The following is a 13,400-nucleotide window of genomic DNA, read 5'->3' on the forward strand; positions in this document are numbered from 1 at the left end:
GATCATGGCCTGACAAAGTTAGCTTTCCGTTTCCACAGAGGCGAGGATTTGCTGCAATTGCCGGTAGCCCGCCCCCAGCCCGGTCGCCTCGTTCTTGGCCTGGCGCAGGAAGTCCTCGAGCGGCTCGTGGAGGCGGATCGCCTCGTCCACCTCGGCGCTGGAGCCTGCCCGATAGGCCCCTAACCGGATCAGTTCCTCCATGTCCGCATAGGTCGCCATCACCTGGCGGCCGCGCATGATGACCGGCAGGAATTCCGGATCGGCCGATTTCGGCATGGTGCGGGAGACGGATTTGAGGATGTTGATGGCCGGGTAGCGGCCGCGCTCGGCGATGGAGCGCTCCATTACGATATGTCCGTCGAGAATACCGCGCACCGCGTCCGCCACCGGCTCGTTGTGGTCGTCGCCGTCCACCAGCACCGTGAAGACGCCCGTGATTGTCCCCTCGCCCAGTCCCGGACCGGCGCGCTCAAGGAGCTTCGGCAGTTCGGTGAAGACGGTCGGCGTGTAGCCCTTGGCGGTCGGCGGCTCGCCCGCGGAGAGGCCGATCTCGCGCTGCGCCATCGCAAAGCGCGTGACCGAGTCCATCAGACACAGCACGCTCTGGCCTTCGTCGCGGAAGTATTCGGAGATCGCGAGCGTCAGGTAAGCGGCCTGCCGCCGCATCAAGGCGGGCTCGTCCGAGGTCGCCACCACGACGACCGAGCGCGCGAGGCCCTCCTCGCCCAGATCGTCTTGCAGGAACTCCTGCACCTCGCGGCCGCGTTCGCCGACAAGGCCGATCACCGAAATATCGGCATCGACGTTGCGGGCCAGCATCGACAGCAGCACCGACTTGCCGACGCCGGAGCCGGCGAAGATACCCATGCGCTGCCCGCTACAGCATGTGAGAAATGTATTGAGCGCGCGCACGCCGAGATCGAGAGGCTGCCCCACCCGTCTTCGCGAGTGGGCGGGCGGCGGCAGGTTCCGGAACGGCATCGGAGAAGCGCCCTGCTCGATCGGCCCCTTGCCGTCGATCGGTTCCCCCATCGCGTTGACGACGCGGCCGAGCCACGCCGGCGATGGCCTGACCTGACTCGCCGCATTGGCGATCACCGCCCGGCAACCGCGCCGGACGCCATCCAGTCCCCCGAACGGCATCAGCACCGCATTGTTGCCTGTGAAGCCGATCACCTCGCAGGGAATGTCGCGATCGCCGCCGGTCTCGATCACGACCCGCGCGCCGACCGACATCGCATGAATGGGACCGGCGACTTCGACCATCAGGCCGCGCACGCCCACAACACGGCCATAAATATTGATGCCGTCGATATCGCCGATCTGTTCAGCCAGTGCCTTCACTGCAGACCTATCGTCACTGCGCCGCCGCTTTCATTTCGAAAACCTTAAGTTTCCGGAGCCTGGTGGCGCTTCCTTAACCCTGTGTTTACCCGCATCGTTAATGATTGCGTCACTGTCTTTGGTAACTGAAAGCAATTCGACCTTCAGAACGGAGGTGCGAATCGCAGGAGGCGGTCAGGCCCGACTCCTAATACGGAACTTGAACTTGCGTGGGTACGAAAAGCCGCTTCTGTGCAACATCTTAAGTCGATTCGGCATAATTTGCACGAATAGAGCTTGCAGGCACGAATCAGCTTTTGTTAACCATGTCTCGTCAGGATTCGAATCAGTTGTTCAAAGGCGTTCCAGTGCCGCGAGTTATGCGGCCGACCTGACGCCCGGAGTGGCGACTATTAGGGGACTGGCATGCGCGTATTGCTGATAGAAGATGACAGCGCCACTGCGCAGTCGATCGAGCTGATGCTCAAATCCGAGAGTTTCAACGTCTACACGACGGACCTCGGAGAAGAAGGCGTCGATCTCGGCAAGCTGTATGATTACGACATCATCCTGCTTGACCTCAATCTGCCCGACATGTCGGGTTACGAAGTGCTCAAGCAGCTTCGTGTTTCCAAGATCAAGACCCCGATCCTGATCCTGTCCGGCCTCGCCGGCATCGAGGACAAGGTCAAGGGTCTCGGCGTCGGCGCCGACGACTACATGACAAAGCCGTTCCATAAGGACGAACTGGTCGCCCGCATCCACGCCATCGTGCGCCGCTCGAAGGGCCACGCCCAGTCGGTGATCCAGACCGGCGACCTGATCGTCAACCTCGACACCAAGACGGTCGAAGTCGGCGGCCAGCGCGTGCACCTGACCGGCAAGGAATATCAGATGCTGGAGCTGCTCTCGCTGCGCAAGGGCACCACGCTCACCAAGGAAATGTTCCTCAACCATCTCTACGGCGGGATGGACGAGCCCGAACTCAAGATCATCGACGTGTTCATCTGCAAGCTGCGCAAGAAGCTCGCCAACGCGTCGGAAGGCCGCAACTTCATCGAGACCGTCTGGGGCCGCGGCTATGTGCTGCGCGAGCCGAGCGACGACGAAGCCCGCATCCCGGCTTGAGCCTTCATCTTCACGAAATGCAAAAAACCCCGCCAATGGCGGGGTTTTTTATTGCTGCCGAGGTTGCGGCAAATGGCGGGCTTTAACGCGCGGCCATCGTCGCCCGCATTCCGCTCGCGCTCATGCCGGGCATGATCGAGGGCGATGCGGTCTTGGGCAAATACACGCCGCGACGCTGCGTGCAGGGACGATAGGCATCGGTGAGGCCGACCACCGTTTCGGCGGCGCCGAGGAACAGATAGCCGTCCGGCTCGTTCACCTTCATCATCCGGCCGAGAACGTCGGCCTTGGTCGCCTGCTCGAAATAGATCAGCACGTTGCGGCAAAAGATCACGTCGAACTTGCCGAGGCTCGAGAAGTCGTTGAGCAGGTTGAGCGGCTTGAACTGCACCATGGCGCGGATATCGGGATTGATCTGCCAGGTCTCGCCGATCTGCTTGAAATGAGTGACGAGCTTCTGAATCGGCAGGCCGCGCTGCACCTCGAACTGGCTGTAGATGCCGCCCTTGCACTTTTCGAGAACTTCCTGCGACAGGTCGGTCGCGACGATCTCCACCCGCCAGCCCGACAGCGCCTGGGCGAAATCCTTCACGATCATCGCCAGCGAATAGGGCTCCTGACCGGTCGATGCGGCCGCGCACCAGATGCGCAGGCTCTTGCGGTTGGCGCGCGCCTTGATGATCTCGGGGAGAACGCTGTCCTTGAAATGATCGAACGGAATCTTGTCGCGGAAAAAGAACGTCTCGTTGGTGGTCATCGCCTCGACCACGTCGCAGATCCTGCTCTCCACCCCGCGCCTGAGTTCGGCGACCAGTTCGCTCAGCCCGCCGAGCTTCGCCTTGCGCGCGAGCGGCATGAGACGGCTTTCGATCAGATACTGCTTGTCGTCCGCGAGGACGAGACCGGATCTTTCCTTCAGGAGCTTGCGCAGAAAATCATACTCAGCCTGAATCACGAGAAGTCTCCTGAAAGGATCTTTTGTATTTTTTGGCCGATCTGGTTGAGCGGCAAGACGGCGGAACAGATGCCGGCCTGAGCGGCCGCACCCGGCATTCCCCACACCACGGACGTCGCTTCGTCCTGAGCGATCACGTTGCCGCCGGCAGCGACGATATCCTTGCCGCCGCGCATGCCGTCGGAGCCCATGCCCGTCAGAATCACCGCCAGCAGATCGCCTCTCCAGACATCGATCGCCGACATGAACAGAGGATCCACCGCGGGACGGCAGAAATTGATCTGGGGCCCGTCATCGAGCGCGATCGCGACGTTGCCGCCCTGACGCCCCACGCGCATGTGCAGGCCGCCCGGCGCGATATAGATGTTGCCGGGCTTGACGATCTGCCCTTCCACGCCCTCCTGCGCCGGCCGGGAGCTGGCGCGGCCGATATGCTGGGCAAGGATGGTGGTGAAGGCAGGGGGCATATGCTGGGTAATCAGCACCGGCACCCGGTCGACCACCGGAGCAAGCCCGGCGGCAAGCGCGGTCAGCGCCTGCGGGCCGCCCGTCGAGGAACCGATCAGCAGCGCCTGCGGCCTCGTCTTGTGGAACGGCCGGAGCGAAAATTTGGCCGGAGCGAATGGCGCAGCGGCATGGGCAGCAAGCGCAGACGGCGCGGCGGACGGCGCCAGCGGCGGACTCGGCACGCGGCGGCGTACGAGTCGGGCGGTGAGATGGCGGATCTTCTGCACCAGTTCGTGCCGGAAGGTATCCGCGCCGCCCAGATGATTGCTTTCGGGCTTCGGAATGTAGTCGGCCGCGCCGAGCGACAGCGCCTTGAGGCTGATCTCGGCGTTCCGCAGCGTCAGCGTCGAGGCCATGATGACGACGAGATCGCGCTTCTTGGCGAGCAGCAGCGGCAGCGCGGTGATGCCGTCCATGTCCGGCATCTCGATGTCGAGGATCACGGCGTCGGGATTGATCCGCTCGATCTGGTTGACGGCATCGAGACCGGTGCGGCAGGACGCCGCCACCACCATGTCGGTTTCCGCCTCGATCCAGCGCGAGATGATGCCGCGGATGATGGCCGAGTCGTCGACCACCATGATTCGAATGCGCTCACCGCTCGTCGAAACCGGATGAGAGGCGGCTGCCAAATCGATACTCATTCAAATACCAAACTTCTTTCTGCCAGAGGCAGGAGGACACAATATCGATTCGGCGATGATCCTCGCCTGCTCAGATCAAACCGACTTCCTGGAATTTCGCGGTGACGATTTCCTTGTCGAACGGCTTCATGATGTACTCGTTGGCGCCGGCATGAAGCGCGCGCGCGATATGGGCGACATCGTTCTCGGTGGTGCAGAACACGACCTTCGGCTTCTCGCCGTTCGGCATCATGCGCAGGTTGCGCAGGAATTCGTGACCGTCCATCACCGGCATGTTCCAGTCGAGCAGCACGGCGTCGGGAAGCCCGCGCTTGCAGACTTCCATGGCTTTCTCGCCGTCCTCGGCTTCGATGATCTCGAAATTCAGGCCTTCCAGGATCCGGCGCGCGACTTTGCGGATCACGCTGGAATCATCGACGACAAGACACGTTTTCATGTTGACCTCTATTTCCAAATGCTGACCCGATGGGCGCTCACGCCGCCATCATGTCAGGCGCAATCTCCAGAACCCGGTCGATATCGAGCACCACCATCAACTGGCCTTCGAGCCGGTGGATGCCGCCCGCCACTTTCTCCATGCCGCGATCGAGGTTGACCGGATTCATTTCCCGGCTGTCGTCGGACAGCTTCATCACTTCCCCGATCGAATCGATCAGCAAGCCATAGGATTCGCCGCGATGATCCACGCCGATCGCCATCGGCGGGCGGCCGTCCTCGATCTTCGGCAGGCCGAGCCGCGCGCGCATGTCGATCGCGGTGACGATCCGGCCGCGCAGGTTGAGAACGCCTGCGATGTCCTCGGAGGCGAGCGGCACGCGGGTCAGCCGCTCGGGCATGAACACGTCCTGCACGCGGGAAATCGGCAGGCCGAACAACTGCCCGCCGATCATGGCGGTGACGTATTCGGTGATCTGGCCGTCGGTCTTCTGAGCTTGCTGGTCCATGTCGTGATCCTTATGCCGCGCGGTGATCGCGGGCGGCCTGTTCCTTCAACGCCGCGATCAGGCCGGGCCGGTCGAACTTCGCGACATAATCGTGGAAACCGACCTGACGTCCGCGTTCGATCGCCGCCGGAGACACCAGCGAGGACAGCGCGATGATCGGCGTCTCGTTGTTGCGCTGATCGGCGCGAATGGCCTCGGCGAATTCGAAGCCGTTCATGTCCGGCATCTCGATGTCGGTGAGGATGACGTTGAACTGCTTTCCCGCGCGCAGGATGTTCAGCCCCTCGCTCGCGTTGGTCGCGGTCTGGACGCTGTAGCCCGCCGCCTTCAGGACCGGCGCCAGCATGTTGCGGAAGAAGGCCGAGTCATCGACCAGAAGAACCTCCTGCGTCAGGCTCGAGCGCTGCATGTCCTTGCGGGTGAACCAGTCGGCAAAGGCCATCGGCAGGAAGTGACCAACGTCGATCACTTCCGTCGCCTGCCCCTTGATCACGGCCGAGCCGAGCAGACCTTCCTGCGCGCTGGCAACCTCGATGTTGAGGCTTTCCTCAACGATATCGACGATCTCGTCGACCACGAGACCCATGGAGCGGCCGTCATCGACGAACACCAGAATCGGCTGCACGCCCTCGGTGCGGACCGTGACGCCTGCCATGCTCACGAGCGGCATCAGATGGTCGCGGTATTGCACCATGTGGCGGCCGTTGGACAACTCGATCTTCTCCGCCGCGATTTCCTCCAGTCGGGTCACGAGCGCAAGCGGCACCGCCTTCGGCTGGGTGTTGCCGGCGTGGAAGACGAGCAGCGAGGTGAGCTGCTCGGAACCGGCGACGCGGGATGCGGCGTTGTCGTCCATCATCTCCGATTGCGCCGACATCGAGTTGCCGACCGACTGCGAAATGCCGTTCGGATCGATAATCATGATGACGGCGCCATCGCCGAGGATGGTGTTGCCGGAGAACATGTTGATGTGACGCAGCTTGGTCGACATCGGCTTGACGACGATTTCCTCGGTGTGGAAGACGCCATCGACCACGATGCCGAAGGTCTGGCTGCCGACCTGCATCACCACGATGAAGCCGTTCTCGGGATCGATCTCCTGACCGTCGGTGATGTTGAGGAGCTTGCGCAGGTGCAGCAGCGGCAGCAGCTTGTTGCGCAGGCGGAGCACCGGGGTGTCCTTGATGCGCTCGATGCGATGATCCGAATTGGCGCGCGCGCGCACCAGTTCGACGACCGCGATCTGCGGGATCGCGAAGCGCTCGCCCGCCGATTCCACGATCAGCGCGGACACGATCGCAAGCGTCAGCGGAATCTTGATGGTGAAGGACGATCCTTCGCCCGGCACCGACTTGACGTCGATGGTGCCGCCGATCTGGTCGATGTTGTTGCGGACCACGTCCATACCGACGCCGCGGCCCGACACGCTGGTCACGGCGGCAGCGGTCGAGAAGCCCGCCGCGAAGATGAACTTGTGAATCTGAGCTTCGCTCATCTTCTCAAGATCGGCTTCGGTGACGAGGCCGTTCTGAACCGCCTTCTGCTTGATGCGCTCGGTGTTCAGGCCCTGCCCGTTGTCGGCGATGCAGATAATGATGTGGCCGCCTTCATGATAGGCGGAGACGCGGATGGTACCTACTTCGGGCTTGCCCGCGGCAAGCCGCGCCGCCGTGCTCTCAAGGCCATGGTCGGCCGAGTTGCGCACCATGTGCGTCAGCGGGTCCTTGATGAGATCGAGCACCTGACGGTCGAGCTCGGTGTCGGCGCCGTGCATCTCGAGTTCGATCTGCTTGCCGAGTTCGCTCGAAAGGTCGCGCACGATGCGCGGCAGCTTCTGCCAGGCGTTGCCGATCGGCTGCATGCGCGTCTTCATGACGCCTTCCTGCAACTCGGCGGTGACGTTGGACAGACGTTGCAGCGGCACCTTGAATTCGTTCTCTTCGTGACGCCGGCTGATTTCCAGCAACTGGTTGCGGGTCAGCACAAGCTCGGACACCATCGTCATCAGGTGTTCGAGCGCATCGACATTGACGCGGATCGACTGCGAGGAAATCTTGTCGGCGTCGGAGCCTTCACCGTCGCCCGTCTTCCGCGCGGCAGGTTTCGCCGCAGGTTTCGCAGCGGGCGCTGGCGCGGCGGGAGCCGGCGCAGCGGTTGCTGCGGGAGCCGCCGTCTCGACCGCGGTTTCGCGGAACGCGCGCTCAAGCTCGTCGAGCGAGACTTCGCCCGGGCGCAACTCGCGCTCCAGAGTCTGGACGATGAGGGTGCCTTCCGTACTGCCGGCGGATGCCGGGGCAGCAGGCGCAGCGGCAGGCGCGCCGCCTTCCATCGAAGCCATGCCGACCTCCACCATCTTTTCCAATGCGCCGATCAGATCGGGGTCGGAGCCTTCCGGCTCCGCCTCGCTGGATTCGAGTTCGCTCAGGATGTCCTTGATGCGGTCGATGGTGTTGAGGATCAGCGAGACGGCTTCGCCGGTCACCGGCATGCCGTCGCGAAATTTGCCCATCAGGGTTTCGGCCGCGTGGGCCAGCGCTTCGAGGCGTGGCAGGCCGAGAAAGCCGCACGTCCCCTTGATGGTGTGAACGAGCCGGAAAATATTATCCAGGATCTTGGCGTTATTCGGATCCTGCTCAAAACGAACCAATTGATTGTCGACGGTATCGAGGCTCTCGTTCGTTTCCGTCAGGAACTCACGCAACAAATCATCCATGAAACAGCCCAGCCTTCGAGCGGAGGCGGCGAGATGCGCCTGCCAAGTCTGCGCAGTTTCAACGGAAAGCGTTTAATAATGGTGAGCAAAAGGTATTTTTGTTTCGGTCGATTTTGCGCACCCGCGGCCTCGGCCCGCAGGCGGAAAGAGTTCGTTAAGGTTTGAGCGGCCTCACGAGGTCGCCACCACGACGGCGTCCTCTTCCTTGGTCAGCCCGACCTTGAAGCCGCAAGCCTGCGCCAGCAGCGCCGTATAATAAGGCTGCACCGCGTGCGCGGTGATGGAGGCTGCATTCTCCAGATTGAGCTGGTCGGCGATGCTGTGCGGCTCGCGCGCGTTCGCGCCCACCGCGCGGATGCGGAATCCCATCGTATCGCCCTCGCCGATCGGGTCGATCACCAGTTCGCCGCCGCGCGGGATCGCCTGCTGGGCGATGACCAGCATGTTGAGGAGCAGTTTGACGCGGTTCTTCGCCAGCAGCATGTGCGGCAAATTCCACGTCAGTCTGGTCTTGCCGTCCTCCAGATGGCCGCGCGCCACCTTCTGCGCGTCGCCAAGGTCGATCTGCGTCCCCGCCGAGCCCGCCGCGCCATAGGCGATGCGGCAAAATTGCAGCCGCGCCGAGGTGCTGACCGCGCTCTTGCGGATCAGGTCGAGGGCGAACTCCTTGTCCTCGGCCTTGTTGCTCGAGTCCATCACCTCAAGGCCGTTGACGATGGCGCCGACCGGATTGATGAGATCGTGGCAAACCCTTGAAGACAGCAACGCAGCAAGGTCGAGAGCATCGGGAGCACCGGAGGTACCTGACATGAAAATTTTCCTGCTGTGGTTTGGTGTGTGATAAGGATTCGCCGCTGCGATTTCCGCAGTCGAATCACGCCGGACCGTGATTTGATACACCGCGAAACCTGCCGCGGCCACACAGGCCACCGAGGAACCACAGCGGACCAGGAAAGAAATTGTGGCTGAAGGGGTTACCCTTGCCGGCGAAGACGCCCTCACGTTAATGGAGCCGCTGACAAAGCTCGCCGTACAGGCGGGCGCGGCGATCCTCGCGGTCAATCGCAGCACCATGGGGCTCGGCAAGAAGATCGACGGCTCGGTGGTGAGCGACGCCGATACGCTGGCCGATGCGATCATCGCCGAAGGGCTTGCGAAACTTGCACCCGCCATCCCGGTGCTGTCGGAAGAACGCACCCATCTGGCGGCGCGGCCCTATCGCGCCAGCTTCTTCCTGATCGATCCCCTCGACGGCACGCGCGAGTTCGTCACCGGTACCGACGAATTCACCGTCAACATCGCCCTCGTCACGCGCGGGGAGCCCGTTCTCGGCATCGTCGTCGCGCCCGCGCTCGGCATCGTCTGGCGCGGACTTGTCGGCTTTGGTGCCGAACGCCTGCTGGCGACCAAGGACGCCACGGTTTACAGCGCCCCCCAGCCAATCCGGACACGCCCTCATCCCGGCCCCGCCGCACCGTGGATCGTCGCGGTCAGCCGCTCGCATGGCGACCCGCGCACCGAGGCCTTCATCGCGGAGCGCCCCGGCGCGATCCGGCAGGTTCTCGGCTCCTCGATCAAGTTCTGCCGCGTCGCCGAGGGCGGCGCCGACATCTATCCCCGCCTCTCGCCCACCAGCGAATGGGACGTGGCCGCGGGCCATGCCATCGTCACCGCCGCCGGCGGCCTTGTCACCGGCGGACGCCGCCAGCCTTTAAGGTTCGGCGAGGATCACGACGGCTTCCTCGTTTCCGACTTTATCGCATGGGGCGACCCGCAGGCCGCCCGCCGTGACGGCGCAAGGGCGCCGGATCAATAGCCGGCGAGGGTCTCGCTGAGCGCCGGCCACTTCCCGGACGCCTCGGCAAGGCGGGAGGGGTCGGCCGTGAAGGCGTCGCGGTTTTCGATCCGGCTGAACAGGTAAAGACGCTGGCCGTGAACCAGCCAGATCAGCGGCTGCCCGGCGACGATCCGGCCATCAGCAAGGTCGATGGGGTCGTAACCGCCGAATTGCGGGCCGTAAATATCGGGGGCCGAGAGAAAGATGTCCCTGTCCCGTTCATCGAAGAAGCGCCAGATCGCGCCACCCTGCCAGGTCTCGATTCCGGGCTTCCCGGCAACGGGCCGGGACTGGATAAAATAGCCCACCGGATCGTAGCCGTCGATCGCAAGTCCGGTGTGATGGTTCGTGACCACCCGCTCGGTCGAAGCCGCCCACACGATTACGGGTGCCAAAAACGCAAATACGGCCAAAATACCCGCTGCGACCGGGCCTTTTCGGCCCCACCCTTTGTTTTCCTGCCGCCATACCGTCATAGTTGCTGCCGATAAAGTTCGAGTCGCCTGAGTTTAGGATCTGCCTGTCAGCAAGCCGTTAAGCTGGGAGCAGATCCTGCTCGCTTTACCAAGCGCCTTCACCAGCGGTCCTCCCGGGGGTTATTTCATGAATTTCGCTCTGCGTTGTGCAGCCCTGCTTTTCGCGGCGGCGATCTCGTTCTCCACGCCCGCCTCGGCGCAACAGGGGCCGCGTTCGGATTCCTACCGCTCCGACGAACTGGTGGTCGCGGGCCATCGTTTCTTCGGCAACGTCTCGCGCGGCCTCGCCTCGATCATCGAGCGCGCCATCAGCCGCTGGGGTCTGCCGAACGGCTACGTCCTCGGCGAGGAAGGCGCGGGCGCATTCGTCGCCGGACTGCGCTATGGCGAGGGCACGCTTTATACCAAGAACGCCGGTGACCTGAAGGTGTACTGGCAGGGTCCCTCGGTCGGCTTCGACTGGGGCGGCGACGGCGCGCGGACCATGATGCTGGTCTACAACCTGCCCGCCACCTCCGCGATCTATCAGCGTTTCGGCGGCATCGACGGCTCCGCCTATGTAATCGGCGGCTTCGGCATGACGGCATTGACCGCCAACCACATCGTGCTGGTGCCGATCCGGGCGGGCGTCGGCCTGCGGCTCGGGGCGAGCGTCGGCTATCTGAAGTTCACCCCCCGCGCGACCTGGAACCCCTTCTGAGGGATTCTGGTACTATTTTCGGACAGCGCGGCATGTTTCACGCCGGCTGGCCGATCTGCTAGTTTCTGCGCGTGTTGAGGCTGGCGGCCGGGTTCGGCCGCCCTTGCGGGAGTTGCCTATGGTTGAGCCGATCATGTATCTGGCGATCGGTTTTCTGATCTCGATGCTGTGCGGTCTGATGATCATGCCGCTGGTGCACAACCGCGCGGTGCGGCTGACGACGCGGCGGCTCGAGGCGGCGGCGCCGCTGTCGATGGCCGAGATTCAGGCCGACAAGGACCAGTTGCGCGCCGAATTCGCGATGTCCGCGCGCAAGCTGGAAATGAGCGTCGAGCAGCTCAAGGCCAGGACCACCAGCCAGCAGGCCGAACTTGGAAAGAAATCCGACGCCATCAACCGCCTGAAGATGGAGCTTGGCGAGAAAAGCGCCGCGATCTTCACGCTGGAGACGCGCGAGAAGGCGTTGCACGAACAGCTTCACGCCACGGAGAAGGAATTCTCGCTCAAGACCGACAGCCTGCGCGACGCCGAACAGGCGCTGCGCGAAAAACAGATCGAATTGACAAAGCTGTCCGGCGAATTGTCCGACCGTTCGCAGACGGCGGAAGCCCGCCAGGCCGAACTCGCCACGGTGCGCGCCGAGATCGAGGCGCTACAGACCCGTGTCGCCCACGCCGAGCAGGAGCACACCGAGACCCGCACCCGCCTGGACGACCAGCGCGGCAAATCGGAAACGGCAAGCCGCGAGCTGAGTAATGCCCGGTCCCACGCCGAAACCCTGACCGACCGCCTCGGCGAGCTTGACGGGCAGTTGGTGGCGCAATCGCAAAAGGCCGAAACGCTAACCAAGCGTATCGCAGAACTGGAAGCCCGCCTCGTGACGCAGGACAAGGCTCTCGTCCAGCGCGAGCATGACAACAGCGAACTGCGCAAGCAGGTCGAAGCGGCCAATAACGAGCGCGCCCAACTCGTGCGCGAACTGGCCGCCGCCAGACAGCAGGCGGACAAGACATCCGCCGAAGAGCGGCAGGAAAACGGACTGCTGCGCGAGCGCATCAACGCCATCGCCGCCGAAGTCGCGGGATTGGCGGGCAAGCTCGAGGGGCCGGATTCCCCGATCCAGAAAATCCTTGCTGCGGAGAGCGGGTCCACATCCGCGATCAGCGCCATCGTCAACGGCGACACGGTCAAAGGCGCGGCAGGAGCACAAGGCAGCCTTGCCCAGCGCATCCGCGCGCTTCAGGACGTACAGGCCGCGCGCATCGGCAAGGCATGACACGTCCCCGCGGCCTGAATTCGTCCGATCGGAGCTTGACACCCCGGCCATGAGCTTCGTAAATCGCGGCCTTCGCGGCCCCTCAAAGGCCGTCCCGGGCGCATAGCTCAGCGGGAGAGCGTTCCCTTCACACGGGAGAGGTCCAAGGTTCGATCCCTTGTGCGCCCACCATCGGTTTTCTTTTCGTTCATCGGTACATTCCCGCGATACCGGCCGTCATAGAGACGATATGCCGCTTTCACGTTGCTGTGGGTTGCGGCTCCCGGCAGAATATGGCCTTTCTGGGCTATCCGATGCCGCAATTCACCCTGAAAGGTCCGCCGATGAAGCGTGTCGTCTCAATGTTGTCCGCCTGCATGATCCTGAGCAGCGCGTCGCTCGCAAACGCTCAGGAAGCGAACAGCAGCGAGGTCATGTTCCCGAACTTCTTCTCCTCGGGGATCGGACGCTCCAGCCCGATTCCGCGCCAGCGGGTCAACTATCAGAGCAATTACGCGCCGGGCAGCATCGTCGTCGATACGCGCGAGCGGCGGCTCTATCTCATCACCGCGCCGGGCGAGGCGATGCGTTACGGCATCGGCGTCGGCCGCGACGGCTTCCGCTGGGGCGGCGTGCATCGCATCACCGCCAAGAAGGAATGGCCGAGCTGGACGCCGCCATCGCAGATGCTGCGCCGCCGCCCCGACCTGCCGCGCCACATGAAGGGCGGACCGGAAAATCCGCTCGGCGCGCGCGCGATGTATCTCGGCTCGACGCTGTATCGCATTCACGGCTCGAACGAGCCGGAAACCATCGGACAGGCGGTGTCGTCGGGATGCTTCCGCATGGTCAACGACGACGTCATCGACCTCTATAACCGCGTCTCGGTCGGCGCCACGGTCTACGTCAAGAACTGAG

Annotated in this window: 13 protein-coding genes and 1 tRNA gene; 6 read left to right on the top strand and 8 right to left on the bottom strand. The window is 63.3% G+C overall.

What is annotated here, in order from left to right:
• Positions 1-18 precede the first annotated feature (18 nt).
• A complete protein-coding gene (gene fliI, locus AFIC_RS12910; protein ID WP_275246637.1) occupies positions 19-1,344 on the bottom strand; it encodes a flagellar protein export ATPase FliI in 1,326 nt (441 codons plus the stop codon).
• Between the two features lie 405 nt (positions 1,345-1,749).
• On the opposite strand from fliI, the gene ctrA reads away from it, so the two are divergent.
• Positions 1,750-2,451, top strand: coding sequence for a response regulator transcription factor CtrA (gene ctrA / locus AFIC_RS12915; protein ID WP_009340035.1), 702 nt, complete (start codon positions 1,750-1,752; stop codon positions 2,449-2,451).
• A gap of 82 nt (positions 2,452-2,533) precedes the next feature.
• On the opposite strand, the gene AFIC_RS12920 is transcribed toward ctrA, so the two are convergent.
• The 6 genes from AFIC_RS12920 to chpT form a co-directional block, all read right to left on the bottom strand.
• A complete protein-coding gene (locus tag AFIC_RS12920; RefSeq protein ID WP_275246638.1) occupies positions 2,534-3,406 on the bottom strand; it encodes a CheR family methyltransferase in 873 nt (290 codons plus the stop codon).
• Positions 3,403-4,557: a protein-glutamate methylesterase/protein-glutamine glutaminase gene (locus AFIC_RS12925; RefSeq protein WP_275246639.1), complete on the bottom strand. Its 1,155-nt coding sequence runs from the start codon at positions 4,555-4,557 to the stop codon at positions 3,403-3,405. The genes AFIC_RS12920 and AFIC_RS12925 overlap by 4 nt, the downstream gene beginning before the upstream one ends.
• A 70-nt stretch (positions 4,558-4,627) precedes the next feature.
• Positions 4,628-4,993: a response regulator gene (locus tag AFIC_RS12930; RefSeq protein ID WP_002716841.1), complete on the bottom strand. Its 366-nt coding sequence runs from the start codon at positions 4,991-4,993 to the stop codon at positions 4,628-4,630.
• Positions 4,994-5,030: 37 nt separating this feature from the next.
• On the bottom strand, positions 5,031-5,501 hold the full coding sequence (locus tag AFIC_RS12935) for a chemotaxis protein CheW (RefSeq protein ID WP_275246640.1): 471 nt from the start codon (positions 5,499-5,501) through the stop codon (positions 5,031-5,033).
• A 10-nt stretch (positions 5,502-5,511) separates the two neighbouring features.
• Complete coding sequence (locus AFIC_RS12940; RefSeq protein WP_275246641.1) at positions 5,512-8,214, bottom strand: hybrid sensor histidine kinase/response regulator; 2,703 nt, start codon at positions 8,212-8,214, stop codon at positions 5,512-5,514.
• 171 nt (positions 8,215-8,385) lie between these two features.
• Positions 8,386-9,024 (bottom strand): histidine phosphotransferase ChpT, encoded by a 639-nt coding sequence (chpT, locus tag AFIC_RS12945; protein ID WP_275246642.1) that lies wholly within the window; start codon positions 9,022-9,024, stop codon positions 8,386-8,388.
• Positions 9,025-9,220: 196 nt separating this feature from the next.
• On the opposite strand from chpT, the gene AFIC_RS12950 reads away from it, so the two are divergent.
• Positions 9,221-10,030 (top strand): 3'(2'),5'-bisphosphate nucleotidase CysQ family protein, encoded by an 810-nt coding sequence (locus AFIC_RS12950; RefSeq protein ID WP_420833394.1) that lies wholly within the window; start codon positions 9,221-9,223, stop codon positions 10,028-10,030.
• Here AFIC_RS12950 and AFIC_RS12955 read toward each other — a convergent pair.
• Positions 10,024-10,527, bottom strand: coding sequence for a YHS domain-containing (seleno)protein (locus AFIC_RS12955; RefSeq protein WP_275246644.1), 504 nt, complete (start codon positions 10,525-10,527; stop codon positions 10,024-10,026). The two genes, AFIC_RS12950 and AFIC_RS12955, sit on opposite strands and share 7 nt — an antisense overlap.
• Before the next feature lie 127 nt (positions 10,528-10,654).
• Here AFIC_RS12955 and AFIC_RS12960 point away from each other — a divergent pair, with 127 nt between their 5' ends.
• From AFIC_RS12960 to AFIC_RS12975, 4 genes are all read left to right on the top strand, one after another.
• Positions 10,655-11,227, top strand: a complete 573-nt coding sequence (locus AFIC_RS12960; protein ID WP_275246645.1) for a DUF1134 domain-containing protein — start codon at positions 10,655-10,657, stop codon at positions 11,225-11,227.
• 118 nt (positions 11,228-11,345) lie between these two features.
• Positions 11,346-12,503: a coiled-coil domain-containing protein gene (locus tag AFIC_RS12965; RefSeq protein ID WP_275246646.1), complete on the top strand. Its 1,158-nt coding sequence runs from the start codon at positions 11,346-11,348 to the stop codon at positions 12,501-12,503.
• Between the two features lie 96 nt (positions 12,504-12,599).
• Positions 12,600-12,674, top strand: a tRNA-Val gene (locus AFIC_RS12970).
• 152 nt (positions 12,675-12,826) lie between these two features.
• The gene (locus AFIC_RS12975; protein WP_275248727.1) at positions 12,827-13,399 is read left to right on the top strand and encodes a L,D-transpeptidase; all 573 of its coding nucleotides are present in this window, start codon (positions 12,827-12,829) and stop codon (positions 13,397-13,399) included.
• Position 13,400 lies beyond the last annotated feature (1 nt).

Source organism: [Pseudomonas] carboxydohydrogena, from assembly GCF_029030725.1.
Lineage (GTDB): Bacteria > Pseudomonadota > Alphaproteobacteria > Rhizobiales > Xanthobacteraceae > Afipia > Afipia carboxydohydrogena.

Excerpts from the sequence above, each read along its gene's own strand:
- AFIC_RS12935 (WP_275246640.1), bottom strand. The coding sequence starts at position 5,501 with ATGGACCAGCAAGCTCAGAAGACCGACGGCCAGATCACCGAATACGTC.
- AFIC_RS12965 (WP_275246646.1), top strand. The coding sequence starts at position 11,346 with ATGGTTGAGCCGATCATGTATCTGGCGATCGGTTTTCTGATCTCGATG.
- ctrA (WP_009340035.1), top strand. The coding sequence starts at position 1,750 with ATGCGCGTATTGCTGATAGAAGATGACAGCGCCACTGCGCAGTCGATC.
- AFIC_RS12960 (WP_275246645.1), top strand. The coding sequence starts at position 10,655 with ATGAATTTCGCTCTGCGTTGTGCAGCCCTGCTTTTCGCGGCGGCGATC.
- AFIC_RS12940 (WP_275246641.1), bottom strand. The coding sequence starts at position 8,214 with ATGGATGATTTGTTGCGTGAGTTCCTGACGGAAACGAACGAGAGCCTC.
- AFIC_RS12955 (WP_275246644.1), bottom strand. The coding sequence starts at position 10,527 with ATGACGGTATGGCGGCAGGAAAACAAAGGGTGGGGCCGAAAAGGCCCG.
- AFIC_RS12975 (WP_275248727.1), top strand. The coding sequence starts at position 12,827 with ATGAAGCGTGTCGTCTCAATGTTGTCCGCCTGCATGATCCTGAGCAGC.
- AFIC_RS12950 (WP_420833394.1), top strand. The coding sequence starts at position 9,221 with ATGGAGCCGCTGACAAAGCTCGCCGTACAGGCGGGCGCGGCGATCCTC.
- chpT (WP_275246642.1), bottom strand. The coding sequence starts at position 9,024 with ATGTCAGGTACCTCCGGTGCTCCCGATGCTCTCGACCTTGCTGCGTTG.
- AFIC_RS12925 (WP_275246639.1), bottom strand. The coding sequence starts at position 4,557 with ATGAGTATCGATTTGGCAGCCGCCTCTCATCCGGTTTCGACGAGCGGT.
- AFIC_RS12930 (WP_002716841.1), bottom strand. The coding sequence starts at position 4,993 with ATGAAAACGTGTCTTGTCGTCGATGATTCCAGCGTGATCCGCAAAGTC.